Source organism: Paenibacillus alba, from assembly GCF_013204855.1.
Taxonomy (GTDB): Bacteria; Bacillota; Bacilli; order Paenibacillales; family NBRC-103111; genus Paenibacillus_E; species Paenibacillus_E alba.
Map to the genome: position 1 here is coordinate 1 of NZ_JABMKZ010000025.1, position 25,373 is coordinate 25,373.

A 25,373-nucleotide genomic window follows, 5' to 3' on the forward strand; every position below is an offset into this window, starting at 1 on the left:
GGGGTATAGTAGTCATTGAGTAGGGCTCCTTCTTGGTGGTGTGGTAATCCCGAGAATACCCTACTTTTTTGTCATTTGCCTATACTCCAAATGTTGGTACACAAACTATTTTACTTCATCGCTAAAAAGTGTAGATTCCTGCAATTGTGCAGGTATTTCCAGTAAATCCAGCTTCTCATCCAGAAAAAGCTTCAAAAACATGCACATTTGCAGGAATTTCATAATTGAGCCTATTCCAAGCTTAAAAAGGATGCATAATTGCAGTTTTATAAAAAGGTGCTGGCCCTAGTTCCAGACTCCCCCTGTCCCAGTCTCTTTTCGAGAAAAACTTCCATAATTCAATGTGAACCCTCTATCGAGGCCACTCAATGATGAGCGACTCCGTTTAGAGGCAGGTTAATCGCCAAATAAAAAAAGCTGCCCTCAAGTAGGTTTATCTACTTAGAGGACAGCCCATTATCTTTACTGCTCTTTACTGCTCTTTACTGCTCTTTACTGCTCTTTACTGCTCTTTACTTTTCTCTACTGCTCTTCCTTGCTTTTCTTCAAACCAATTTCCAGCAATTCTTTCACCGCTACACTCACCATAATCAAACCGGCAACTGGTGGAACAAAAGCGTTGCTGGCTGGTGGCTGCTTCGCCTTGCGGATTTCGGGCGCGTTGGCCGGAACGATCTGCTGCGTAACATCCTCGCGCGGCTTCATCGGCTCTTCGGTCGAGAAGACGACCTTCACACCTTTTTTGATGCCTTCCTTGCGCAGCTTTTGGCGTACGACCCGAGCGATCGGGTCCATGCTTGTTTTGGAAATATCGGCTACTTTGAACTGTGACGGATCCATTTTATTCGCCGCACCCATGCTGGACACGATAGGAATCTTCCGCTCGAGGCATTGCTTAATCAGATGGATTTTGTAGGAGATTGTATCGCTGGCATCGAGCACATAATCGATGGGGTAAGCAAACACTTCCTCATACGTTTCTTCCGTATAGAACATCCGAAGCGCGATTACATCGCACTCCGGGTTAATTAATTTGATACGGTCGCGCATCAGATCCGCTTTAGGCTGGCCGACGGTTGTCGTAAGCGCATGAATCTGACGATTGATATTGGTGATGTCGACAACATCCTTATCGATTAGAATCAGACGTCCAACTCCCGTACGCGCCAAAGCTTCAGCAGCAATGGAACCTACCCCGCCGATACCCAGCACCGCTACTGTGCTGTTTTTCATGATTTCTAGACCTTCAGGTCCAATTGCAAGTTCAGTCCGAGAAAATTGGTGAAGCATAGAAACACTTCCTCTTTAAGTTCTTAGGCTTTGGCAGCAGGCTGCTTAATCGCTACACGAACGGACAGCTGCTCAAGCTGTTTGTCATCTACCGCGCTCGGTGCATTCATCAGCAAATCTGTTGCGTTCGCCGTTTTCGGGAATGCAATGGTCTCTCTCAGGTTGGTACGGCCAGTAATCAGCATGACCAGACGGTCGAAACCGAAAGCGAATCCGCCATGCGGAGGCGTTCCGTATTCAAATGCTTCCAGCAGGTAGCCGAATTGCTCAGTTGCTTCTTCTGGTGAGAATCCTAGCGCTTTGAACATTTTCTCTTGAACATCACGTTGGTAAATCCGCATCGAACCGCCGCCAACTTCGTAGCCGTTAAGCACGAGGTCATAAGCTTGCGCGCGAATTTGTCCTGGATCCGTATCGAAGAACTGAACATCCTCTTCATTCGGACGTGTGAACGGATGGTGTTCCGCTACATAACGTTTCGCTTCTTCATCGTAGCCCAAAAGCGGGAAGTCTACGACCCAGGCATATTTGAACTTGGAATCATCAATCAATCCGAGTTGACGTCCAATTTTAAGACGAAGATTGCCCAGTACATCAGCAACCACTTTCTTCTTGTCAGCAGAGAAAAGCAGCAAATCCCCTTCTTCCGCACCTAAGCGCTCTGTCAATGCCGCGATTTCGGCTTCATTGAAGAATTTCACGATTGGCCCTTTGAATTCGCCGTCTTTCACTTGAATCCAAGCAAGACCTTTGGCGCCATAACGCGCTGCGAATGGAAGCAGATCGTCGATTTCCTTACGGCTCCAAGTACCGCAGCCTTTGGCGTTTAATGCTTTTACTTGACCGCCGCCTTTAACAACGTTCGCAAATACTTGAACGCCGGAAGTTTCAACGATGTCAGAAACATCCTCTAGCTCAAGTCCAAAACGAAGATCCGGTTTGTCTGAACCGTATTTCGACATGGCATCCGCATACGTAATACGTTGGAATGGACGCGGGATTTCAACTTGCGCTGTTTCCTGCATTAACTTCACGACTAGCTCTTCCAAAATCTCAAGAAGCTGGTCCTGGGAAAGGAAGGAAGTCTCGATGTCGACTTGTGTGAATTCAGGCTGACGGTCAGCACGAAGATCTTCATCACGGAAGCAGCGGGCGATCTGGTAGTAACGCTCTATACCGCTCACCATTAGCAGTTGTTTGTAGATTTGCGGCGATTGCGGCAGCGCATAGAACTCTCCTGGATGCACGCGGCTTGGCACGAGGTAATCACGCGCGCCTTCCGGCGAGCTTTTCGTCAGGATTGGCGTTTCTACATCGATGAATCCTTGGGAATCCAGGAAGTTGCGGAAAATGTTCGATGCTTTGGAACGGAGCATCAACGTTTTTTGCATTTCTGGACGGCGCAGGTCCAGATAACGATATTTCAAACGAACCGATTCGTCCACTTCAACGCCATCTTCAATGAAGAATGGAGGTGTTTTGGCCGCGTTCATGATTTCAATTTCAGTAACTTGAATTTCGATTTCACCTGTTGGAATGTTTTTATTAACGGTCTCAGCATCGCGCTCAACCACTTTTCCTTTAATTGCAAGCACGTACTCATTGCGCGCACGGTCAGCGACAGCTAGCGCATCGCCGGAGAAATCAGGGTTGAATACGGTTTGAACAAGACCACTGCGATCACGCAGGTCGATAAAAAGTACGCCGCCTAAGTCACGTCTTCTTTGTACCCACCCGTTTAATGTTACTGTTTGTCCTACTTGATCTTTCGTAAGCTGCCCGCAATGATGTGTTTTGAGCATCATGATAATTTTTCCTCCTAGTGTTGGGGACTTTGAGATTAGCTCAAAGTCTCCTCTTTTTGTAATAAACATTTAAAAGCTCTATTCGAATAGTGTCTTTGCAGCGTTGGAGGCAAGATCCACTAAACTAACTGTCAGCTGGCTGCCGGTATCCATTTTCTTCAGTGTAATTTCGCCGCGTTCCAGCTCATCATCACCAAGAATTGCGACATAGGTCGCTTGGAAACGGTCTGCCGATTTCATCTGTGCCTTCATCTTGCGTCCTTGATAGTCCTTCTCCGCTTTGAGTCCTTGAACCCTCAGCTGGTGAAGCAGCTTCGTAACTTCTTTCTCGGCTGCCGCGCCTAACCCAATCAAGTAAACGTCCAGCGGTTCCGGCTTCGGAATCTCCACGCCTTGCGCTTGCAGCACGAGCAGAATACGCTCTAGCCCAAGCCCTAAGCCGACACCCGGCTGATCGTTGCCATGACCGCCGATTTGCTCTACTAAGCCGTTGTAGCGCCCACCTCCGCCAATCGTATCAATCGCGCCAATTCCGGCTGCTTTGTACTCAAAAGCGGTATGCGTATAGTAGTCCAGTCCGCGCACCAGACGAGGATTGATGCGATATGGAATCTCCATCGCTGTCAAATGCTCTTTCACTTGCTCGAAGTGGGTTAGGCATTCTTCATCCAAGAAATCCAAAATGCTCGGAGCGCCTTCCGTCAGCTTTTGATCAACTTTGCAATCCAAAATACGCATTGGATTCTTATCAAAACGAGACTGACAATCTTTGCACAACTGATCTTTCACGGGAGCAAAAAATTGTTGCAGCTTCTCACGATAAGTCGTTCTCACCGCAGGCGTGCCGACCGAGTTAATTTCGACGGTTACTTCTTTGAGGCCAATTTCTTTATAAAAGGTATAACCCAGCGCAATGACTTCAGCATCAATGCTTGGATCAACAGAGCCGAAGGCTTCAATTCCGAACTGGTGGAACTGGCGGTACCTGCCCGCTTGCGGCTGCTCATAACGGAACATTGGACCTACATAATACAGCTTCGTAAGGTCTGGAATCCCATAAAGTTTATTCTCAACATAAGCTCTAACGACTCCCGCGGTCCCCTCGGGACGAAGCGTCATGCTGCGATTCCCTTTATCGAGGAAGGTGTACATTTCTTTTCCGACAATATCCGTGGTTTCTCCGACACCTCGAATATACAAATCGGTATCCTCGAAAATGGGGGAACGGATTTCTTTGTAGTTAAAACGTTGGCACAAATCCCGGGCCTTGTTCTCTAAGTACTGCCACTTCTCCACCTCACCGGGAAGAAGATCTTGGGTGCCTTTCGGCTTTTGGATGCTCATGTGGTTCAACCTCCCTTTATCGATCGTCATGGCTAAAATGCAAAAAATCCCCCACCCCCGACTTACGTCAGGGACGAGAGATTTGATTAACAAATTCACCCGTGGTACCACCCACATTCAGGACGCTGCACTCGCTGCCATAGCAAACGAAGCAGATCTCTGCTCTTTACGGTTAACGCCCGCTATACGCACAACTGCTACTACGCTGCTCGACCTAGATCGTCTGGCGGTTCCCAATTGGTCCTCGGGGAGGTCTTTTCGTTCGCTCATCATAGGAAGCTTGCAGCCTAGGCTTCCTTCTCTGCTTATGTGGGTGCGACTTACTTTGTCCCTTCAATGGATCACTCAAGTATCGAATTACATTATTGTTTATTGTAATCATTGCCAGAAATAAAGTCAAGGGATACAAGTCTAAACTCCTAGCGGGATCACTATATTAGTTAATGTGAGTCGGCCCACTTCTGCAACTCGTCCATAACAGGCTTGAGCCCTTTGCCTCGCGGTGTCAGCTCGTATTCAATCCGAACCGGTGTTTCCGGGTATACATGACGGATAATGATCTCTGCGGCCTCAAGCTCCTTGAACCTCTCCGAAAGCATGCGATCACTCATACTTGGAATGAGTACTGATATATCTTTAAAGCGCTTTGGTCCGGAAAGCAAGACATGAACGATCAATCCTGTCCACCGCTTACCCAGAAGTTCAAATGCATTCTCGAATTTGGGGCACAGTTGATAGTCTTCCATATAAATCATCTCCTCAGAGTTTTCGCAAGAAAACTTGCATCGTAAGCTTATGCTTAACAATTTTATCATAGTCGCTTGACAAAAGTAAGTGCTTCGTAATAATATACTAACATAAAGTAAGTTGTTAAACAAAATATATTTAAAGAGGAGTTGTTAGTAATGGCATTAGGTCTTCTTATTATTCGCTTAGTTATAGGGTTAACATTCGCTGCACATGGTACACAGAAATTATTTGGTTGGTTTGGAGGTTATGGTCCAAAAGGGACTGGCGGCTTCTTCGAATCAATCGGAATCAAGCCTGGCGTCCTTATGGCCGTTCTTGCAGGGTTGGCTGAAATTGGCGGCGGGTTGCTTTTTGCTGCTGGGCTTTGGACGACGCTTGGAGCTATCCTGATCGTACTGACGATGTTGATCGCCATCATCAAAGTTCACGGCAAAAACGGGTTTTGGGTTACTTCCAATGGCATTGAGTACAACCTGATTCTGATAGCCATCGCAGTAGGTGTTGCTTTGATTGGCGCGGGCGAGTATTCTATCGATGCTTTGATGTAAAAGTGTGACTAAAAAGAACCGTCGGGAAATTTCCCGACGGTTCTTTTTGCTTGTTTTCTGTATCAGCAAATTATAGCCCCTCTTTGCGAGTTGAGCCTGCCTTTTTGGCTGGCTCAGAGCGAGTTAGCTGCTTTTTCCCTCCCGAGACTGCCTTTTTGGTTGTCTCGGCTTACTTTTGCTCGGATAGGTCCCCTCTTCGCGAGTTGAGACGGCCTTCTCCACCGAAAAATGGTTTATTGGCATCAAACGAGAAGTAGGTTATCCATGAAGAATGGCCGTTCTTCTGTCTAAAAGAAAATAGCCTGCAGCACATCGGCTGCAGGCCTCAAATTTATATTTTTAAAGGGGGTCGTCTATAAGTATATCCCTTGTTCATTAAAGAAAGATGAAAATAATATTACAATTGCATGACAGTGATTTTGCAGCATTTTCATACAATTTTCATCCCCTCCCCCTCGTATATTCAGAGGAATATTCACATATACATGTACAACAAGGCAAATGGCCTTGAATTTATCTTCAGGAGGCTGTAACAATGACAAAACAAAACGAGTTTCAAGAGGAACGGCAAGACCTAGTGGTGCTCTTCTCTGAAGAATCCGAAACCGAAGCAGAAGTTGAAGACGAAGTAGCCGAAGAAGCAGCCGAAGAAGAGGCCATTGAACAATCGGATGAGGCTGTAGAAGCAGAAGAAGACGCGGCGGATGAGGAGGAAGTTGAAGCTGAGGAGGATGCCGAGGCGGATAGCGAAGAGGAAGCAGCGGATGAGGAAGTATCTGCCGAGGCGGAAGAGGATACTTCAGAAGCTGACTGACATATGTAAGCGCAATCACACAAACCTCATCCTGATACAAAGTTAGAGCCTTACCGCCAGATCAACCGGCAGTAAGGCTCTTATTTATCGAACTATGGTTTGCCTGTAAGCCCCATCTTCAAATCTTTAATCATTAAGAACGTATCGCCATTGGTTAATTTTTGCTTGTCCGCGATAAGCTTCAATGTTGCGTCGGTTAACAAATTACCCTCGATTAACTTAGCCTGCGCTTCATTCAGCGAAGCTGCTATTCCTAACGCTTGGGTTACTGTATAGCTGGCTTGCTCCAAAGTTAGCGGCAGTTTATCTGCGTTGTCCAGCTTATCTATCGCCTTCGCCGCATCTCCCTTATAAGCTTCCGGCTTCATCTTCTTCGCTCCGCTGACAAGATTCACCATGCGTTTCGGGTTCGCTGCAGCATCTAATTGGAAATTGTTGTTATATGCGCCTGACGCTAGACCAAGCATCAGCGCGGATTTCAAGCCCTCATAAGCTTTATGCTCCATGAATGGCTGCGGCTTGAGCGTGCTTGCCGGCAATTCCATTCCCTGTTTGGTCAACTGTGCCTGCAGCTTGCCAATTAAATCCTTGGATGCTGCTAATTGACGGAACGAGAGCTTCTCTTGCTTCGCAAACATTGCTGCAGCTCCGGCTGCTTCACCTTCAGCCATACCGGTTGGCATGACTCTCGCGCTGCCATGCGGCAATGTATCGTAGCTGGCAGCTCGTCCTACAACAAGCAAGCCGTCTACTTTTAGCGGCACGATGCTGCGGAAAGGAATCGCATATTGCTTCGGCTTACACACAACGTTGCCGTTATCCGTCGGAGAGGTCCGTTGAATATCAACAGCATAGGAACCGAAGCCAATGCGATCCCATTGATCATTGTTCGTACACACATCGACGATATTCAAGCGATATTCGCCCTGCATATGACGGGTTTCCCTCACGTAGAGCTCAGGAGCGGAAGCATCAAGCTCCAAGCTTGCGAACTCTGGGAACGTCTTCTGCATATAAGCTACGACATTAGGCAATTCCTTTTTCCCAATGTCAAAGGCCTCTTGTACCGATTTGGGATCGAAGGTATCTACGCCAAAAATTTGCAAGGAATTAATAAGTACCGTGTTATCATTCTGTCTGCCCATATTAAGACCGCGCATCTTGGCTCTCTCTTTGTTAAGCGGCGGATAGCTGCTCATTTCACCATATCCAAAAACGCTTACTTCATTAACACCAGTGTCAGGATTGTCATCGCCATTTAATCTTTTGGCCATCAGGCTCCAAACTTCCGGAGTTACATTTTTGAGACGAAACGCTAGGGTAACCGCCATTTTCGACTTTGGATCCCCGATATCCTCACGCCCCATTGTAAAAGGGACACCTGACGCGGCTGCGAAATCGCCATCTTGCGTCGCATCGATCACTGAGGAGGCTTTGACAACTTGTGTCGTGCCGTTATCGAGCGTAATTGTAGCTCCTTGCACGGCACTTTTGCTGTCCGTAAGAAGGGGTTCAACCTTTTTCGTTTTTAGCAAAAGATCAATGTTTTTTTCATTTTTTACTAAGTTATAGAAAGCGTTAGCCGCCGTGTTCACATCAAAGGAATCCCCTTCGAGTTTGGCATACCATTCAGAGAAAATACCTTTGTTAAATACATCGTCTTTGCCTAGTAGGGTTTTATTTGGGGAATAGTTCATATCCAGGGAATTAATCCATCCCAAGGTCATAAGCCCGCCCAATATTTCGCGATTCCGCCCATCTACCAGCAAGGTTGACAAACCATTACGCGCTGCTGAAACTGCCGCCGCAACACCTTCTGGATCGGTCCCCACGACAATCACATCGTACGCATCTTTCGCCTTCTTCACAGACTTCACTTCTTCAAGCCCTTGCTTCGCTACATTATGCTGGGTTTCTGCTTTGTGTTTGTATTGATAATACAAGGACCCCGCAGCCGCTAACACCGCAAGTACAATCAAGGTTGCCATCAACCAAATCCAACCCTTGGATGTGGACGTATTACGATTCGAATTTGCCATTAAAACAAAAGCACCCGCCTTATCTCCTGCTTCTGATGCTGCTTATCCAACGTTATGTCCAATAAGCTCCCTTGCGCAGTGAAATTATTTGTTGCCTAAACATCACTTGTTAGTTTACCACAATTTGCAGGTGTAGAGAAATTCTGCGCCCGCACAAATAAAGCTCCGCCATACGTTATGATCCGCATGCGAAGCCTTATGGTTACCGATATGCTTTTTTGGGGATGCTCTTCAGCTTTTCTTGCTCAGATGTAAATTCAGCGCTGATTTCCACATCAGCAAGTGCCGGAGCTTGGCTCATTCGTTCAGCCAGCGTCGTATGAAGCAGTTGCTGCTCGGGTGCCGTCATGGCTTTGTGTTTAATGGATTGTCGCATCTGGATGCTCCTAACTGCAAGGTTATACAGCTTCAGTATGCCCATCCAGTCTGCTTATTATCCTATTGCAACTTGAGGCGCAAGGTCTATTTACTGTCTATAACCAGCGTCACAGGTCCCCAATTCGTAAAAGAAACGTCCATCATTTCACCAAAGGCTCCGGTCTCGACATGCAATCCCTGAGCTCTGAGCAGCTCATTGAATTGGTCATAAAGCGGCTGCGCTTGCTCAGGTCTGGCTGCTGACATGAAGTTCGGCCGCTTCCCCTTGCGGCAGTCCGCGTATAAGGTAAATTGCGATACGGACAAGATTTGCCCACCTGTCTCTAAGACAGAAAGGTTCATTTTCCCCGATTCATCTTCGAAAATACGCAGCCCGGCAATTTTATCAGCCAAATACTTGGCATCCTGCTCGGTATCTTCATGCGTAATGCCAACGAGCAGCATCAAGCCATGCTCAATACGACCGATGGATGTATGGTTAACTGTAACTTCAGCACGTTTGCAACGTTGAACTACCACTCTCATTGCCTTCCAAAACCCCTTAAACTCGCTAATTATCGCTAACTTTGCATGATCCGCTGCACGGAATAAACATCTTTGACACGTTTGATTTTCTCAACGACAGACTGCAAATGATCGATATTTTTGATCAAAATGGTCATATGAACCGTCGCCATCTTATTCTTGTCCGAACGCCCGGAAACGGCGGAAATCATCGTTTTGCTTTCGGAAACAGCTTGCAGCACTTCATTCAGGAAAGCGCGGCGATCATGCCCTGTGATTTCGATTTCCACATTGAAATTGGATTCAACGGCTTCAGCCCAATCCACTTCAATCACGCGCTCCTCTTCCCCACTGCTGGAAGGAATGTTCGTGCAATCGGAACGGTGAACCGACACACCGCGGCCTCTTGTGATGTATCCGATGATCAAGTCGCCTGGCACCGGATTGCAGCAGCGGGCAAATCGGACAAGCAGATTGTCTACACCTTTGACGCGCACGCCATTCGTAGGACGTCCCTTGCGCTCATTCTCTTTGGATTTGACTTCCTTAACCTCGCTGGTAAGCTGAAGCACTTGCGCTTCTTCGGCTTCCTTGCGCAGCTTCTCCGTTAACTTCGTACAAATCTGAGCCGCCGTAATCCCGCCAAAGCCAACAGCAGACAGCATATCTTCTATATCGTTAAAATTAAATTTCCTCGCGGCTTCGAGCATCTTATCGTCACTCATCAGTGTCGGAGGATCAATGGCCAGACGCTTGAGCTCACGCTCAATCATATCTTTCCCTTTTTCTACATTTTCTTCGCGTTTCTCTTTCTTAAACCACTGCTTAATTTTGCTTCGCGCATGGGAGGATTGCGCAATTTTCACCCAATCCTGACTTGGTCCGTAAGAGTGCTTGGAGGTCAAGATTTCAATAATATCTCCCGTTTTGAGCTTGTGGTCCAGAGGAACGATGCGCGAATTGACTTTGGCTCCGATTGTACGATTGCCAACCTCGGTATGAATGCGATAAGCAAAGTCCAAAGGCACGGACCCGGCAGGAAGTTCAATGACTTCCCCCTTCGGAGTGAATACGAAAACAAGATCGGAGAAGAAATCCATCTTCATGGATTCCATAAACTCAGAGGCATCATTCGTTTCATGCTGCAGCTCCAAAATTTCACGGAACCAGCCCATTTTATCTCCAAATGTGCCTGAAGGCACGACCGATCCGCCCTCTTTGTAGGCCCAGTGAGCTGCGATACCGAACTCTGACGTTCTGTGCATCTCCCACGTCCGAATCTGGACCTCCAGCGGCTCTCCTTTGGGCCCAATCACCGTCGTATGCAAGGATTGATACATATTCGGTTTAGGCATTGCGATATAGTCCTTGAAGCGCCCTGGCATCGGCTTCCACAAGGTATGAATAATCCCCAAAGAGGCATAGCAATCTTTAATGCCGTCAACAATGACGCGAAGCGCCATGAGATCATAAATCTCATTAAACTGCTTGCCGCGGGAACTCATTTTTTTGTAAATACTGTACAAATGCTTAGGTCTTCCGGAAATATCTCCCTGAATCCCCATCTCATCTAATTTCTCTTTGATGCTGTGAATAACATCCTCAATATACTGTTCACGTTCGGTTCGCTTCTTCTGCATCAGATTAACGATCCGGTAATATTGCTGCGGATTCAAATAACGGAGGGCAATGTCCTCCATTTCCCACTTGATGGTAGAAATACCGAGTCGGTGGGCGATTGGACAGAAAATCTCCAGCGTTTCTTCCGCAATACGCCGCTGACTCTCCTCAGACTGATACTTGAGCGTGCGCATATTGTGCAGACGATCCGCCAGCTTAATTAGAATGACACGAATGTCCTGCGCCATGGCCACGAACATTTTGCGGTAATTCTCATTCTGCTGCTCTTCTTTGGACTTGAACTTAATGCGTTCCAGCTTCGTTAAGCCATCCACCAACATAGCACAGGTTTTCCCGAATTTATCTAAAACAGTTTCCAGTGAAACTGTTGTATCTTCAACGACATCGTGCAGAAGCGCCGCAATGATAGATGTAACATCCATCTGCATATTCACCAATATATCTGCAACAGCGAGTGGATGCAGAATATAGGGCTCCCCCGATTTGCGTACTTGGCCATGATGGGCTTCATCCGCGAATTCATAGGCCTCCCGAATCCTCTGCAAATCATTCTCTTTCAGATAGGTGGCGGCCTTCTCAAGAAGCTGCTCTATACCCATGCATCTACCCATTCCCTTTAATCGATTTTTATTCATTATGCCTGCAAGGCAGGCTCCACGTCAACTATTCACTGTATCACTTTCGACAAAAACCATCATTTTTTCGCGATCGTTTAAAAGTATGACCGAAATGTTAGGAAAACACCTCAGGATAGGTAGTGCTATCCTGAGGTGCTTCTGTGTCATTAATATTGAACTAAGGAAACAACATCAATACCGTCAAACTTGCTTCTGCCGTCCAAATAAGACAGCTCAATCAAGAAGGCAGCGCCGACAATGTCCCCGCCAAGCTGCTTAATCAAATCAATAGACGTTTGAATCGTACCGCCAGTGGCAAGCAGATCATCAGCAATCAGCACCTTTTGCCCTGGTTTAATCGCATCGGTGTGCATAGCTAATTTATCTTTGCCATATTCAAGCGCGTAATCAGCCTCAATCGTTTCCCCAGGCAGTTTACCGCTTTTGCGAATTGGGATAAAGCCTACGCCAAGCGCATAAGCAAGCGGAGCGCCAATCACAAAGCCGCGTGCTTCCGGACCTGCGATCACATCAATTTCTTTTTCTTGGATTAAAGCCTTCAACTGATCAATGGCTTCTTTGTAAACAGGCCCATTTTGCAGCAAAGTCGTGATGTCCTTAAAACGAATGCCTGGTTGTGGATAGTCCGGGATAACGCGAATGTACTCTTTGAAATTCATATGATTTCCTCCAATAAGTGGTTTTCTTTTTTTATTTGTTCAGCCATCCACTGCTCCAGTTCTTTGGCCGACGAATACATAATAATGGATTCAACTTCCTGACGGTGCAATCTATGTTGATACAAGCGGGATGCCGTAAGATCTTTCTTGGCTGGCGAAGCCTGAAGCTTAACGAATGTACCTTGTCGTTCAACAAAGTCCAACTCTTCAAATACGGATAAAATAAATTGAATCATGGCTGGCGAAAGGCCGGATCGCTTGCTGAATGAAGACATCAATCGAACGTCTTGAACGTTAAGCGAGCCTTCTTTCTGCAAAGTGCCGTACAGCATTTTAAACATGTCGCGAGACGGCAGCGTGCTGCCGCTATCAGGACCTAGTTCGGTAAAAACAGGGTAGCAGCGCATCATGCCCCTAGCTTGATGCAGCACGCTCTGTAAGCTGGCTACACGGCGAGGAATCGTATACAGAATAATATCCTGCATATGATCAAAGCTAAGCCGCTTGGCCGCATCATTGCCTGGCCGCAGCTGCTCTGTGTCTTGAACAATCCAGTAGGGAACGGCATCTCCCAGCTGAAACGCCGTTGACGTGAAACCAGCTGCATCCGCTTCATCAAAGAGCACAATTGCAGGTGTGAACGTATTCCTGCCATTCACAGAAGCTAAATTACTCTCAAGCGCGCTTAGCTTCGCGCTCAGCTGGCCAGCTCCTCGCCAATCGAAGAGCTGCATATGCGTAATCCGTAGATCCTGCATAACAATTTGCGGCTTTCGGACACCGTTCCATTCGTTGATGGAAAGCTCTCCGAGCACATCCACTTTAGCGGCTGGTGCAATCAGAGAAGCAAGACTGCCTTTGCCAAAACCAACAGCCTCAACCGAGCAGCTTACTTCTTCTTTCGCCTGCGAAAGAGCTAATTTAAGATGCTGCTTCTCTTTGCCCATGGTCCGTATTTCGCCAAGCTGCAAATCGGTAAACATGAATTTAGGGGCTGGATTTCCCATGCCAAACGGAGCGAGCTTCTCCAGTTGTTCAATGCTGGCGATGGGAACATCAGGCAAGCTGCACACGGCATCCACCTTCAGCAGCGGTATGTAGTCCTGTTCTGTCAATACTTCGGCCGCAAGATGATTCAGCTTCTGCGTGAAGGCATCCAGATGCCTCTTGTTCAGGCTCATGCCTGCCGCAGCCTGATGCCCCCCGTAATGGTCCAGCCATTCTTCGCAGGCTGTCAACGCTTTGTGCAGGTCAAATCCGGCAATCGAACGAGCAGATCCTTTGGCGATCCCTGTCTGAGGATCAATGCTCAAGACCAGTGTCGGCCGATAAAATTTCTCTACGATCTTGGATGCCACAATCCCCACGACGCCAACGTTCCACTGCTCCTTGGCAACAACAATAACTTTGTCCAAGCCCTTAGCTTGTTGTTCCTCGGCTAACACGAAGGCTTCTTTCACCATATCTTCTACGATAAGTTGACGTTCCTTATTCAACATATCCAGTTCATATGCAATATGCTCTGCCTCTTGCTCATCCGTTGTTGTCAGCAGCTTAACGGCAATATCCGCTGCTTCCAAGCGGCCGCTGGCATTAATTCTCGGCGCTAGCGAGAAACCGATATGGGAAGCTGTCACTTCTTTATTATCAATGCCGGATACACCAATTAAAGCGCGAAAACCGGCATACGCAGAATCTTGCATGCGCTGCAGCCCCATCTTCACAATGAGGCGATTCTCCCCGGTAAGAGGCATTAAGTCAGCCACGGTACCTAGTGCGGCAAATTCCAGCAGCTCTTCTGGCAGTCGCCCCAGAAGAGCGTGGGCCAGCTTGAAGGCCACTCCCACACCTGCGAGGTGCTTATACGGATAGGGGCATCCAGGCTTCTTCGGGTTAATCACAGCTAAGGCTTGAGGCAGGACCTCAGGCGGCTCATGGTGATCCGTTACAATAACATCTAATCCTAGTTCCTGGCAATACGCGATTTCTTGAACAGCGCTAATCCCAGTATCCACCGTGATCAATAGATCTACGCCTTGGTCCTTCGCTTGATCCATCGCAGCGCGGTTCAGCCCATAGCCTTCACGAATACGATGTGGGATATACGTGTCAAAACGCGCTCCCATGCCTTGCAGCAAGTGAGCCATCAAGGATGTGCTGCTGACGCCATCGGCATCATAATCGCCATATACCCGAATTAATTCATTGTTCTTAATCGCTGTCCGAATACGTTCCACCGCTGGAAGCATATCGTCCAACAAATACGGATCAAGAAAGTAGTCGACTCCACCATGCATAAACTGTTCGGCATCCGCTACTGTGCGGATATCTCGAAGTACAAGCAATCTGGCGACAAGCGGGTCAACCTGCAGCTCACTCTCCAATGTTTGGACGAGCCCTTCATCCGCATTACCAATTGTCCATCTTGCTTTGGGTGCTAGCACTTGGTGGTCCTCCTTCGTATTTCTTAATGGATCACAGAAGGAAAGTCCTGTTGTTCTGTATCCACGTCATGTTTGTATGGAAAACCGGCATCGTAGGGAGCCACATGAACATAAACATCCGAAACATGATGAAACCGTTTCATCAGCTGTTGCTTGACCTTTTTGGACAGCTCATGTCCTTCCCATACGGATGCCCTTGGGTTCACACTGATTTTGATGTCAACTACGACGTAGTGACCTTGCTCTCGAGCCTTTAAATCATCAACGGTAATAACACCCTTCATGACTTGCACCGCAGCAATAAGGTCCGCAGCATCTTCATGCTGCAGGATATGCTCTTTGTTGATATGTAACGTATCTTTAATGAACTTAATCCCGCTTCGCAGCACTAAGACAGATACCACTAAGGCCGCTAATGGATCCATGTAATAAAGAAACGAGAGACCCCTAAAGTGGCCCATTTGCGCAGCTGCCATACCAATAAGAGCTACAATAGAAGAGTATATATCGAAACGATGTCCTCTTGCATTGGTAATAATCTCCTGATCATGGAAATGCTTCCCCAACTTGTATGTATATTGATAGATGGCTTCTTTCACCGCTAGAGATACGGCGATTGCCGCAAACGCGTAGAGCCTTGGTGCATGATCAACGCCAGCCCACAAGGACTTGATCGCTGAAATCCCCATCTCTACCCCAAGCAGCAGCATAATCAGTGATAGCAGGATCGTAGAGACAGGCATTTTCTTGCCTTCACGCTTAGAGTAAGCTTCTTCGGGCAGCATCGCTTGTGTTTGAATGTTCATGAAGATAGCAATGGATCTGACTGCATCCGATGTCGAACGTGCCGCGTCAGCGAGCAAAGCTGAGCTTTGCGCCGTAAAGCCTACGATACCTTTGAGACACGCAAGAGCAATATTGCCTGCAAGACCGAGCCCTACAGCGAGTTTTGTCTTTCGAAAACGCTCGTCATTCACGTTGGCACTCCCCCTGAACGGATACAAAGGCCGCGCAACATTCACGCGGCCGGTTATTATGGTTATTACGCTGCAGCTTTCTTTTTAGAACTACGCAAAGATTTTCTTTTGAGCAGGTACCAAAGTGCACAAGCAATGAAGATCGAGGAGTAAGCTCCGCTCGTTAAACCGATTAATTTCGCAAGTGCGAAAAGCTTGATGGATTCGCTGCCGAAAATATACAAGGATCCCGCAGCTATTAATACAACGAGTACCGTATTAATATTCCGCGCCATCGTTTGCCAGATACTATCGTTGACCAACGCGATCAGATCTTCATCTGTTTTCAACTTAGCAAATCTTAAATTTTCACGAATACGGTCAAAGATAACGATTTTATCATTAATGGAATAACCGATCGTGGTCAAGACTGCCGCCAGAAACGGCAAGTTCACTTCCAATCTGAAAATCGCAAACATGGCGATAACCATAAAAGCATCATGAAGAATGGCAATAATCGCCGCAATGGCAAAACGCCATTCAAAGCGGATACTCACATACAAACAAATTAATACACTGGAAATCGCAACCGCATAAACCGCTTTAAGCAGCAATTCCTTCGCTAGTTGAGGATCTACCGTATTGATTTCCTTGGATACTTCCGCGCTATAGGCTGTTGCAAATGCCTTTTGGATCTTGTTTACGGTATCGTCATTCAATACATCATCGAATCGAATCGAAACACGGTCACTGTTATTGCCGCCAATCGTTGGATCCGCAAAGTTTGATTTGAGGTCACCGCTGGTTGTGAGTGTGTGCAGAATCTCCTCAACCTTGGCTTTGTCCAATTGCTTTCCTACCACGAGGTCAATATTCGTTCCTGCTTTGAAATCGACACCGAAGTTCATGCCGGAGAAAAGCATTACCGCCAGACCGATGACAAGAAGCGCCACGGAAATGATGAAAAATTTATTGCGATTTTTGACAAAATCATACCTTTGTTTAGAGCCCACGAATGTCTGCCTCCTTCACACCAAAATAACTTGGCTTTTTCAGCAAGTTGCCTCGTATGATAAGATGCAGCAGCCATCTGGAGAACAAGACGTTCGTTAAGATACTGATAATAATACTCATCATCGTAATAACTGCGAATCCACGAATTGCCCCGTTCCCTACATAATACAGAACAATTCCGGCAATTAAGTTTGTTACGTTAGCATCCATAATCGTACGGAAGGAATGCTTAGTTCCGGCTTTTAAAGATGAAAGAATGCTCTTGCCCGCGCGAATTTCCTCACGGATTCTTTCGTATGTAATAATATTGGCGTCAACCGCCATCCCTGCTCCTAAGACGAGTGCCGCAATACCCGGCAAGGTCAATGTTGCATTCATAAAGTCGAATATCGCAAGTAAAACCCACACGTAAGTAATAAGCGTAAATGCAGCCACAAGTCCAGGAACACGATAATACAGCACCATGAAAACGAAGATCAGAATCGAAGCAATCAACCCTGCTCTAGCTGTTTCGTGCAGTGAAGCTTTCCCTAATGTTGCATCCACACGCTGAATGTATTTCTCAGTTAACTTCAGCGGCATTGCGCCGAGGTTAATCATCTTTGCTACTTTCGTTGCTTCCGCTACATTGGTTTGTGTAATGATGGCGGAATCACTGTCAATTGGAAAATTAACAGATGCCGTAGATTGCACTTGATCATCCAAGAAAATGGACAACGTGCTGCCAACCAGCTTTGTTGTTACTTCCTTGAATTTCTCTCTGCTTTTCATTTTGATTTCTACAATCGGTTGTTTCGTATTCGGATCGTAGCTTAATTTGGCTGCGTTCTCGACGAAATCCGTCCCGTTCATATAAATCGTTCCATCCGGTCCTCTGAACGTCAGCACAGAAGGCTTGGACATCAGAGTTCTAACTTCTTCCTCGTTCTCCACACCGGCCAGACGTACACGGATCCGGTCTGATCCTTCCGGGTAAACCTCAGGCTCCGCTACACCAAGAGTGTCAGCCCGTTTAGCAAGGCTTTCTGCTGCTTGCGTAAGCGTTTCCTTTGTCAATGGTTGACCAGCTGACAATGGCTCGGCGGTATACAAGATTTCAAACCCGCCCTTTAAATCTAATCCAAGCTTGATTCGTTCTACCAATGACGGACTTGTTACCCCGATTGCTCCGAGTACAATTATGACCGTAAGAAAAAAGAACGAAATTCTTTTCCAATCCAGCATCTCTTGCTTGCTCCCTTCGATACTCAATATGCCTATTATACTCAGGTCTGAAAATCGAGTCAATTTAAGTCGGTTTATCACCTTATCATGTCTCAATAACAGAAAAATAAGCCCTATTCTCAGAATTGGGCTCCTTTATACATACTAATCGTCATCCAGTTCATAAACTGCGTCGATTTCAGCGATAAAATGTCATTCACGATCTGGTGAAGCGAAGGAACACCGGTTTTACGATATTTATCACTCACACAATCCCATATATCTTTCCCACTCACATGCTCATAGCCAAGCAGGACAAACTCCTCCACCTTGCTTAAGCACAAGCTCTCAATGATCTCATTGAGCTCTGTGTCGGAAGGTCCATGATCCATTTCACCGGCTTCTGTGGATGTTTCTTGATGCTCCGTGTCGTCTTCTTCGTTCTCTGTATCCTCAGGATGATGAGGGACTTGGTCGTTATCTTCTCCGGTCATAGAGAGATCCTCCTAAGGTGTGATTTACCTGCTTCCATCTTCTATTCGATAGTCATCCACGATTTTCCTGCTTGGCGCTGCCCTGTCCACAAAATGTTAGCATGAGCTTGGCCAACCCTCGCATACTCATAGAGTATGTCAAGTATCGGAAGAGGGAGTCGCGTTGACGAAGCAATCGTTTATTAGAGGTACGATGATCCTGTTAGCCGCAGGAATTTTAAACCGGATTCTTGGCTTCATTCCAAGAATTACGCTGCCGCGAGTCATCGGTGCGGAAGGCATCGGTATTTATCATATGGGCTGGCCTTTCTTATCCGTAATCCTCACCATCATAACGGGCGGGATTCCGGTGGCCATTGCCAAACTGATCGCGGAGGCTGAAGCCGAAAATAATGAAACGAGAATTCGCAGCATTCTCCGAATATCGTTAGCCATCACGATCTCGCTTAGCGCACTGTTCACCGTTGCATGCATCGTCGGGGCTTCGTGGATTACCTCGCACTTATTAACGGATTCACGGGTTTATTACACCTTCTTATGCATGAGTCCCATGATACCCATCATCGGGATCTCTGCGGTGTATCGCGGCTACTTTCAAGGCAGACAGAATATGATCCCCACGGCAACGTCTCAAATCATGGAGACATTGATCCGTATTGTCATGGTGCTTGTCTGTTCATACGTCATGATTCCCTATGGGATTGAATATGCTGCAGCAGGCGCCATGATGGGCGTGCTTGCCGGCGAAATTGGCGGTCTAGTCGTTCTGGCCATCCATTTCAAATATGATAAAAAAACGTCTCCAAAAACACCACTCGCCCAAATCGGCTCAACCAAAGTGAAAGGCAGATTGGCTAATTTACGCAGAATTTTGCGGATTGCCGTCCCCATCACAGGAAGTAAACTGATAGGCGCCAGCTCGTACCTGTTCGAATCTATTCTGATCGCACAAAGCTTAGCCATTGCTGGAATTACAACCTCCGTCGCTACAGCGCAATATGGCGCTTTGCAAGGGATGATTATTCCTATCATTCTTTTACCCAGCGCACTTACGATGTCGCTTTCGGTTTCGCTGGTGCCATCTCTGAGTGAAGCCGCGGCACGCAAAGATATCAAAACAATCCATATGCGCCTGCATCAATCCCTGAAGCTGGCTCTCGTGACAGGAGCTCCCTTTACCGTCCTTATGTTCGTTCTGGCCGAACCCATCTGTACGTATATGTACAATCAACCTGATGTCGGTGTTATGCTGAAAATGATGGCGCCCATCGCCATATTTATTTATTTTCAAGCTCCCTTGCAGTCCACTTTGCAAGCCTTGAACAAACCGGGAGCGGCATTAATCAACACGCTAATCGGATCTATCGTCAAGCTTGTTCTTATCTATTGGTTGGCCAGCAAGCCGGAAATGGGCATTCACGGTGCGGTTTTTGCCATTAATGTCAATATCGTGCTCGTAACACTCCTGCATTGGAACAGTGTAGTACGCTTGTTGAAATTCCGCATGGAAGGCAGCGATTTCGGCAAAATCGGAGCGGCGATGGTGCTTTCGGGGCTTTGCAGCTACCTTGTCATGTATACAGCTTGGACATCAACGGACTGGCTCCGTTTTGTCACTTCCCTGATTGTCGGCTTTCTTACTTATCTGCTGCTTATCGCTGCTTTCCGCCTGATTCGGTTGAAGGATATCAGTCGACTTATGAGCATGGGCAAAAAAATGATTCGTTGATGCAAACGTGGATAAGGTAGCGCCTGTCACCGGCCTGCCTTATCTTTTGCGATCCAGGAATATGCGTCCTCTGTGGTCGATCGAGCAATAAAAAACCTCTTTGAAATCACGGACCCCATTGAGCTGAAGCTGATTTTTCAACCAAAATCTCGTCTTCCCTATCTTCTCTAAATTATCGTCTTGCACTTTGCTATCCATAATAAGGGCCAGCGGCAGTCCCTCGTATCGGATCACACCTTTTGGCGTTTCCACGTCTGCGCTAGACTCCTTCACTGCTTTCTCCACAACGCTTAGTTTCCCCGACGGTTCAAGCACTGCGAATTCCACATCAGCCACATTCATAATCTTGTTCTGTCTGAGCTGCAGCATCAAATCATCTAAATTGTAACGATGCTTCTTCATTTCTTCGCGATCAATCGTTCCCTTGCTGATGATAACGCTTGGCTTTCCATCAAACATAAGCCGCAGAGTCCTGCTCTTCAACGCTATGAAAGCGATAAAAATTTGGATAAGCACCAGCGTTCCCATCGGGATAAGCCCATCCAGCAGCGGTTTACTGGAATCCTCTACCACGAATACAGCGATTTCTGCAATCATAATCGAGATTACCAGATCAAACAGCGATAATTTACCGATTTCTCGTTTCCCCATCAGCCGAAGCATCAGAAAAACGACAAAGTAAACCAGCACGGTACGTAAAAAAATGGTCAGAATTTCCATCGTTAACCTCCCCTGATCTAAGCTCTTGCTTGTTCTCGGAGTTCAATGGTATTCTGACCGCGGATGCACTTCATCATGCAGAATTTACGTATTCAATTGTTGGCAATTACAACAGAAAAATGTTGAAATAGATCGTCGCAATGATGCATAAAAGCAAAGAAATCGGCGCTGCCACGATCACATAATTACGCTGGGTCAGCCCCCCGCCTTCTTGTTCAGCAAGAACTGCCGCATACATATTCGCCGTTGAGCTAAGCAGAGTTACCCCGCTTCCAATCGCTGTGCCTGCAAGCAACGACCACCACATGGGGATAGCGGCTGTATGAGAAGAATAATTGAGGACTTCCTTCCCCATATCCTTCACTACCGGTATCATGGCCGCTGTATAGGGAATAGCATCCATCATCGCAGACCCAAACGCCGTTAACCATAGCAGCAGATTCGTTAAAAAGGGAACACTTCCTTGGCTTAATTCAAGCCCTCTCGCTGCCACAAATCCCGTGAAGCCCGCATAGGCTAATCCACCCACCATCACAAATAAACCGAAGAAAAATAAGAATTGCGAGTCCTTGACTACTTGCCAAGCAGTCTGAACATCTTTTTGCTTAATGAGATGCACCCATTGCTTATAGCCTAATAGAAATAAAAGCAGCGCGCCGCTTGCAGCAATGTAAGAAGCTTTCCACCCTAGAACCCCCTGCAGCAAAAGGGTCAACAGAGTAAGCCCTGTTGTAAGGGAACCTCCAATCAAAAAGAGGCGATCCTGTGTTAAATAAGAAGCAGGCTGTAAGCTGAGCAGCTCCCTTTTGCTCGTTTCAGCAATAACCATGCTTCTCCCATAAACCACCCACAGGATGACATACACAACGATAAGCAGAATCAAGCTAAGCGGTCCTAATTTGGCGAGCATCTGAGCAGCTGAAATAGGGACAGACTGACCGACAAGTCGGTTCGACAAATTGCCCATCAATGTTGCCATACCGCCAATGTGCGCGGATAAAAGAACAGAAATTAGAAAAGGAACAGGCGATAGTTTCATCATCTTCGTCGATTTCAGCAAGATAGGGACAATTACAGCGACAGCCAATAAGCCATCCCACAGTGCCGAACTGGCGGCAGCAAGCAGCGACAAGCTGACCAGCAGCGTAAAAGGCTGCATGCGAAACTTGCGAATGATGTGGCTGGATGCATACGAAATAAGTCCTGTTTTTTGAAAAAGTCCGGCAATTACAAATAAACTCATCAGCAGCAAAAGGACATGCCAGTTGGCATACGTTGTTACAGCTTTGCCGATCGGAATTATTCCCAAAACAATCATCAGCAAGCCTCCGCCTAAAGCCGTATACATGCGGTCCCAGCGTTCAATTAAAATGCAAATATACGCCGCGGCAAATATAACAATAGCTGCGACCGTTTGCCAAAGCGCAGGTCCTTGTGAAAATTCCGTCATAACGATTCATTTCCTCCTTAAACAGTCTGTACTAATTCTATGTGCTTGACCATACAATGATGTTAATGAAAAGAACGAATATGCGAAAGGATTGGTGCCTGTGAACCCCATGAAAACGGTCAGTCAGGTTCGAATAACGTCTCCTTTATTTTCCGGCCTTATGTATTCATTAAGCATGATGACAATTGGAACGATACTAACATCTTTGTTTCTGCTCTTAACCAGCACCCAAGAGAGCTCCTTACATACGTTAACAACAATTATCCATGCGGTATCACTTTTTATTGGAGGCTGGGTTTCTGGCAAAAGAGCGGGAAACCGCGGCTGGTATCATGGAGGCATTGTTGGTTTTGTTTATTTCTTGCTTATCTTTTTGGTTGGTTTTCTTGCATTCGATGCAGGATTAAACCTTCAATCCCTGCAGTTGCTTAGCATTTTATTCGTATCCGGAGCTTTGGGCGGCATGCTTGGCGTAAATACAAGAAAATAAGATTTTTCCGTGAAATTATCACTTTCCCCCTCAGACTGTGATATAATATCTTGGTTATTATCGTAATAAATTTCCAATATTAGGGGGAAAACACCATGAGCCCGTTTCAGTCAATGACACATGCAACGGTCTATATAGTTATTACTATCTTTGTCTTGCTGATTGCTGCGACACGCACAAGCCCTTTCAATATTGCCGGGAGTTTCGTACAAGAAGTGTTCACTTCCCGGAAGTACCTAATTCACTTCGCCGCCCTTATCACGATTCTATTTTTCAATAAAATTGAAATGATCATTGAGAAAAAAATGCATTTCAATGCGGATTTCACCAAATCGATCTACGGCATAGAAGGCAACTTCGTGGCTTCGATTCAGAACTTTTTTCATAATGATATCCTAACCGCTGTCAGTAGTTATTTCTACGTCGTTATCTTTCCTGCTGTGATGATTGCATCTATAGCACTTTATACCTACCAGAAAAATTATAAACTGTTTTACGCCATTTGTTATGCTTTGATGTTCAACTATATGGTCGCTATTCCATTCTATCTGTTTTTCCCAGTTAATGAAGTCTGGTCGTTTCATCCGAATGTCAAACTGTTGATTCTCGATGTATTTCCTACATTCGAACAAGATTATCGTCCTCTTTCGGGACTCGATAATTGTTTCCCAAGTTTGCATACATCCATCTCGGTTTCCATGGCTGTCATTGCTGTGAAGAGCCGCAATACATTTTGGAAAATCTTCGTGCCCTGCTCTGCGGCATTTATTATTTTCACAATCTTCTACCTAGGCATCCATTGGCTGTCAGATATGTGTGCAGGTGTCGTACTTGGCGTTGTCGCCGCGAGATTCGGGCTGCGTATCGCAGAAGGCCGTCTGGTCCTTGGCGAGCAAGCACTTCTCAAACCTCTCAAGAACAATGAATTGTAACCCGTCTCTTATAAAAAAGCCAAATAAAAAGCGAGAGCCTGATGAAGGTTCTCGCTTTTTTATTTTATTCCTTTGCTGCCGATTTCGAAATCGCATTAACGGCGGAACGGTCAAACGTCATTTTCGTTGCATCATTGACACGAAGTACACAAATGTCATCCGTGATATCCATAATCGTTCCGTGTAAACCACCAATCGTAACGACCTTATCCCCTTTTTTCAATCCACCAAGCATTTGATTGCGTGTTTTCTGTCTTTTCTGTTGTGGACGAATAAGTAAGAAGTAAAGAACAACAAACATAAGCACTAAAGGCCCGTATGTATACAAGTACCCAACTGCGCCAGTATTAGCTGCAGCATCTGCTGATAGTAACATAGGTATCCTCCTTTCTTAAAATCCTCTTTCATTATCATTCAGCCCATAAGAGGCAAAGAATTCATCGCGGAAATCAAGCAGTCGATCTTCCTGAATGGCTCCTCTGACATCACGCATGAGCTGTAGTAGAAAGTGAAGGTTATGAATCGTTGTCAATCGAATACCGAAGGTCTCATCCGCTTTAATTAAATGACGGATATACGCTCTGCTGTAATTCTTACACGTGTAGCAAGAACATTTGGGATCGAGCGGTCCAAAATCAGTGGCGTGCTTCGCATTGCGAATCACGAGTCGACCTTCGCTGGTCATGCATGTCCCGTTCCTTGCGATCCTTGTTGGCAATACACAGTCGAACATATCGATCCCACGGATAGCGCCTTCAATTAAGGCATCTGGAGATCCAACGCCCATCAAATAACGCGGTTTATTCGCAGGCATAAGTGGTGTTGTGTAATCCAACACTTCATACATCAGGTGCTTAGGCTCTCCAACACTCAGTCCACCAATAGCATACCCCGGGAAATCCATGGAAGTCAACTGCTCCGCACTTAGCCTCCGCAGATCCTCATGCATGCCTCCTTGGATAATGGCGAACAAGCCTTGATCTTCCGGTCTGCTATGACTTTTCAGACACCGCTCAGCCCAACGCGTCGTGCGTTCAAGGGATTTCTTCACATAATCATACTCGGCAGGGAAAGGGGGGCATTCATCGAAAGCCATCATGATATCAGATCCGAGAGCATTCTGTACCTCCATCGCTACTTCAGGGGAAAGAAACAGCTTGTCCCCATTCAAATGCGATTTGAACGTCACGCCTTCTTCTGTAATTTTTCGCATATTGCTCAGGCTGAAAACTTGAAATCCGCCGCTGTCTGTAAGGATCGGCCGATCCCAGTTCATGAACTTGTGCAATCCCCCTGCAGCTTTCACGATATCGTGACCAGGGCGAATGAACAAATGATACGTGTTGCTCAAAATAATTTGAGCGTCCATCGTTTTTAATTCCTCAGGACTCATCGTTTTGACCGTTGCTTGTGTGCCAACCGGCATAAATGCCGGTGTTTCAATGACTCCATGAGGCGTGTGAACCTTGCCTAAGCGGGCTCCGGACTGTTTGCATGTTTTGATCGGTTCATACGTTACTGCTGCTGCCAA

Annotated in this window: 23 protein-coding genes; 5 read left to right on the plus strand and 18 right to left on the minus strand. The window is 46.5% G+C overall.

Translation table 11 applies throughout. The features are described 5' to 3' along the window. Window positions 1-522: 522 nt before the first annotated feature. The 4 genes from HQN90_RS25245 to HQN90_RS25260 all read right to left on the minus strand — a co-directional run bounded on the left by HQN90_RS25245 (window position 523) and on the right by HQN90_RS25260 (window position 5,185). On the minus strand, window positions 523-1,290 hold the full coding sequence (locus tag HQN90_RS25245) for a tRNA threonylcarbamoyladenosine dehydratase (RefSeq protein WP_079418995.1): 768 nt from the start codon (window positions 1,288-1,290) through the stop codon (window positions 523-525). A 23-nt stretch (window positions 1,291-1,313) separates the two neighbouring features. Continuing rightward, a complete protein-coding gene (aspS, locus tag HQN90_RS25250) occupies window positions 1,314-3,092 on the minus strand; it encodes an aspartate--tRNA ligase (protein ID WP_173224056.1) in 1,779 nt (592 codons plus the stop codon). Between the two features lie 81 nt (window positions 3,093-3,173). Next, window positions 3,174-4,439, minus strand: coding sequence for a histidine--tRNA ligase (hisS, locus tag HQN90_RS25255; protein ID WP_079418999.1), 1,266 nt, complete (start codon window positions 4,437-4,439; stop codon window positions 3,174-3,176). Window positions 4,440-4,879: 440 nt separating this feature from the next. After that, window positions 4,880-5,185: a winged helix-turn-helix transcriptional regulator gene (locus HQN90_RS25260; RefSeq protein ID WP_079419001.1), complete on the minus strand. Its 306-nt coding sequence runs from the start codon at window positions 5,183-5,185 to the stop codon at window positions 4,880-4,882. A 159-nt stretch (window positions 5,186-5,344) separates the two neighbouring features. On the opposite strand from HQN90_RS25260, the gene HQN90_RS25265 reads away from it, so the two are divergent. After that, on the plus strand, window positions 5,345-5,737 hold the full coding sequence (locus tag HQN90_RS25265; RefSeq protein ID WP_173223876.1) for a DoxX family protein: 393 nt from the start codon (window positions 5,345-5,347) through the stop codon (window positions 5,735-5,737). Window positions 5,738-6,272: 535 nt separating this feature from the next. Next, window positions 6,273-6,551 (plus strand): hypothetical protein, encoded by a 279-nt coding sequence (locus tag HQN90_RS25270; protein ID WP_173223878.1) that lies wholly within the window; start codon window positions 6,273-6,275, stop codon window positions 6,549-6,551. A gap of 92 nt (window positions 6,552-6,643) precedes the next feature. On the opposite strand, the gene HQN90_RS25275 is transcribed toward HQN90_RS25270, so the two are convergent. From HQN90_RS25275 to HQN90_RS25320, 10 genes are all read right to left on the minus strand, one after another. Then, window positions 6,644-8,590, minus strand: a complete 1,947-nt coding sequence (locus tag HQN90_RS25275; RefSeq protein ID WP_173223880.1) for an FAD-dependent oxidoreductase — start codon at window positions 8,588-8,590, stop codon at window positions 6,644-6,646. Window positions 8,591-8,792: 202 nt separating this feature from the next. Then, window positions 8,793-8,966, minus strand: coding sequence for a hypothetical protein (locus HQN90_RS25280; protein ID WP_173223882.1), 174 nt, complete (start codon window positions 8,964-8,966; stop codon window positions 8,793-8,795). Window positions 8,967-9,052: 86 nt separating this feature from the next. Beyond that, window positions 9,053-9,493 carry a D-aminoacyl-tRNA deacylase gene (dtd, locus tag HQN90_RS25285; RefSeq protein WP_173223884.1) on the minus strand — a complete coding sequence of 147 codons (441 nt, stop codon included), beginning with the start codon at window positions 9,491-9,493 and terminating at the stop codon, window positions 9,053-9,055. Window positions 9,494-9,528: 35 nt separating this feature from the next. Continuing rightward, window positions 9,529-11,712 carry a RelA/SpoT family protein gene (locus HQN90_RS25290; RefSeq protein WP_079419010.1) on the minus strand — a complete coding sequence of 728 codons (2,184 nt, stop codon included), beginning with the start codon at window positions 11,710-11,712 and terminating at the stop codon, window positions 9,529-9,531. Between the two features lie 185 nt (window positions 11,713-11,897). Further along, a complete protein-coding gene (locus HQN90_RS25295) occupies window positions 11,898-12,410 on the minus strand; it encodes an adenine phosphoribosyltransferase (RefSeq protein ID WP_173223886.1) in 513 nt (170 codons plus the stop codon). Further along, the gene (recJ, locus tag HQN90_RS25300) at window positions 12,407-14,854 is read right to left on the minus strand and encodes a single-stranded-DNA-specific exonuclease RecJ (RefSeq protein ID WP_173223887.1); all 2,448 of its coding nucleotides are present in this window, start codon (window positions 14,852-14,854) and stop codon (window positions 12,407-12,409) included. Before recJ ends, HQN90_RS25295 begins: the two co-directional genes overlap by 4 nt. Window positions 14,855-14,877: 23 nt before the next feature. After that, entirely contained in the window at window positions 14,878-15,831 is a 954-nt protein-coding gene (locus HQN90_RS25305; protein WP_173223888.1) for a cation diffusion facilitator family transporter, read from the minus strand. 65 nt (window positions 15,832-15,896) lie between these two features. Further along, on the minus strand, window positions 15,897-16,823 hold the full coding sequence (secF, locus tag HQN90_RS25310) for a protein translocase subunit SecF (protein ID WP_173223890.1): 927 nt from the start codon (window positions 16,821-16,823) through the stop codon (window positions 15,897-15,899). Continuing rightward, a complete protein-coding gene (secD, locus tag HQN90_RS25315) occupies window positions 16,813-18,048 on the minus strand; it encodes a protein translocase subunit SecD (RefSeq protein ID WP_338042381.1) in 1,236 nt (411 codons plus the stop codon). Before secD ends, secF begins: the two co-directional genes overlap by 11 nt. 119 nt (window positions 18,049-18,167) lie before the next feature. After that, entirely contained in the window at window positions 18,168-18,521 is a 354-nt protein-coding gene (locus tag HQN90_RS25320; RefSeq protein WP_338042382.1) for a post-transcriptional regulator, read from the minus strand. 163 nt (window positions 18,522-18,684) lie between these two features. Between HQN90_RS25320 and spoVB the strand changes: the two genes are divergently transcribed. Beyond that, window positions 18,685-20,250 carry a stage V sporulation protein B gene (spoVB, locus tag HQN90_RS25325; RefSeq protein WP_173223892.1) on the plus strand — a complete coding sequence of 522 codons (1,566 nt, stop codon included), beginning with the start codon at window positions 18,685-18,687 and terminating at the stop codon, window positions 20,248-20,250. A gap of 39 nt (window positions 20,251-20,289) precedes the next feature. Here spoVB and HQN90_RS25330 read toward each other — a convergent pair whose 3' ends face one another. Together HQN90_RS25330 and HQN90_RS25335 are read right to left on the minus strand one after the other, a co-directional pair. Beyond that, complete coding sequence (locus tag HQN90_RS25330) at window positions 20,290-20,970, minus strand: DUF421 domain-containing protein (RefSeq protein WP_173223894.1); 681 nt, start codon at window positions 20,968-20,970, stop codon at window positions 20,290-20,292. A gap of 106 nt (window positions 20,971-21,076) precedes the next feature. Next, window positions 21,077-22,420, minus strand: coding sequence for an ArsB/NhaD family transporter (locus tag HQN90_RS25335; RefSeq protein ID WP_173223896.1), 1,344 nt, complete (start codon window positions 22,418-22,420; stop codon window positions 21,077-21,079). A 109-nt stretch (window positions 22,421-22,529) separates the two neighbouring features. Between HQN90_RS25335 and HQN90_RS25340 the strand changes: the two genes are divergently transcribed. Both HQN90_RS25340 and HQN90_RS25345 read left to right on the plus strand, forming a co-directional pair. Beyond that, the gene (locus HQN90_RS25340; protein WP_173224062.1) at window positions 22,530-22,910 is read left to right on the plus strand and encodes a TIGR04086 family membrane protein; all 381 of its coding nucleotides are present in this window, start codon (window positions 22,530-22,532) and stop codon (window positions 22,908-22,910) included. Window positions 22,911-23,005: 95 nt separating this feature from the next. Continuing rightward, window positions 23,006-23,842, plus strand: a complete 837-nt coding sequence (locus tag HQN90_RS25345; protein WP_173223898.1) for a phosphatase PAP2 family protein — start codon at window positions 23,006-23,008, stop codon at window positions 23,840-23,842. 64 nt (window positions 23,843-23,906) lie between these two features. Here the strand turns inward: HQN90_RS25345 and yajC are convergent, their stop codons facing one another. Beyond that, the gene (gene yajC / locus HQN90_RS25350) at window positions 23,907-24,218 is read right to left on the minus strand and encodes a preprotein translocase subunit YajC (protein WP_173223900.1); all 312 of its coding nucleotides are present in this window, start codon (window positions 24,216-24,218) and stop codon (window positions 23,907-23,909) included. 15 nt (window positions 24,219-24,233) lie between these two features. Then, the gene (gene tgt, locus HQN90_RS25355) at window positions 24,234-25,373 is read right to left on the minus strand and encodes a tRNA guanosine(34) transglycosylase Tgt (protein ID WP_173223902.1); all 1,140 of its coding nucleotides are present in this window, start codon (window positions 25,371-25,373) and stop codon (window positions 24,234-24,236) included.

Coding starts and splice junctions, on each gene's coding strand:
- HQN90_RS25245 (WP_079418995.1), bottom strand. CDS start 1,290: ATGCTTCACCAATTTTCTCGGACTGAACTTGCAATTGGACCTGAAGGT.
- aspS (WP_173224056.1), bottom strand. CDS start 3,092: ATGCTCAAAACACATCATTGCGGGCAGCTTACGAAAGATCAAGTAGGA.
- hisS (WP_079418999.1), bottom strand. CDS start 4,439: ATGAGCATCCAAAAGCCGAAAGGCACCCAAGATCTTCTTCCCGGTGAG.
- HQN90_RS25260 (WP_079419001.1), bottom strand. CDS start 5,185: ATGGAAGACTATCAACTGTGCCCCAAATTCGAGAATGCATTTGAACTT.
- HQN90_RS25265 (WP_173223876.1), top strand. CDS start 5,345: ATGGCATTAGGTCTTCTTATTATTCGCTTAGTTATAGGGTTAACATTC.
- HQN90_RS25270 (WP_173223878.1), top strand. CDS start 6,273: ATGACAAAACAAAACGAGTTTCAAGAGGAACGGCAAGACCTAGTGGTG.
- HQN90_RS25275 (WP_173223880.1), bottom strand. CDS start 8,590: ATGGCAAATTCGAATCGTAATACGTCCACATCCAAGGGTTGGATTTGG.
- HQN90_RS25280 (WP_173223882.1), bottom strand. CDS start 8,966: ATGCGACAATCCATTAAACACAAAGCCATGACGGCACCCGAGCAGCAA.
- dtd (WP_173223884.1), bottom strand. CDS start 9,493: ATGAGAGTGGTAGTTCAACGTTGCAAACGTGCTGAAGTTACAGTTAAC.
- HQN90_RS25290 (WP_079419010.1), bottom strand. CDS start 11,712: ATGGGTATAGAGCAGCTTCTTGAGAAGGCCGCCACCTATCTGAAAGAG.
- HQN90_RS25295 (WP_173223886.1), bottom strand. CDS start 12,410: ATGAATTTCAAAGAGTACATTCGCGTTATCCCGGACTATCCACAACCA.
- secD (WP_338042381.1), bottom strand. CDS start 18,048: ATGCTGGATTGGAAAAGAATTTCGTTCTTTTTTCTTACGGTCATAATT.
- HQN90_RS25320 (WP_338042382.1), bottom strand. CDS start 18,521: ATGACCGGAGAAGATAACGACCAAGTCCCTCATCATCCTGAGGATACA.
- HQN90_RS25330 (WP_173223894.1), bottom strand. CDS start 20,970: ATGGAAATTCTGACCATTTTTTTACGTACCGTGCTGGTTTACTTTGTC.
- HQN90_RS25335 (WP_173223896.1), bottom strand. CDS start 22,420: ATGACGGAATTTTCACAAGGACCTGCGCTTTGGCAAACGGTCGCAGCT.
- HQN90_RS25340 (WP_173224062.1), top strand. CDS start 22,530: ATGAAAACGGTCAGTCAGGTTCGAATAACGTCTCCTTTATTTTCCGGC.
- HQN90_RS25345 (WP_173223898.1), top strand. CDS start 23,006: ATGAGCCCGTTTCAGTCAATGACACATGCAACGGTCTATATAGTTATT.
- yajC (WP_173223900.1), bottom strand. CDS start 24,218: ATGTTACTATCAGCAGATGCTGCAGCTAATACTGGCGCAGTTGGGTAC.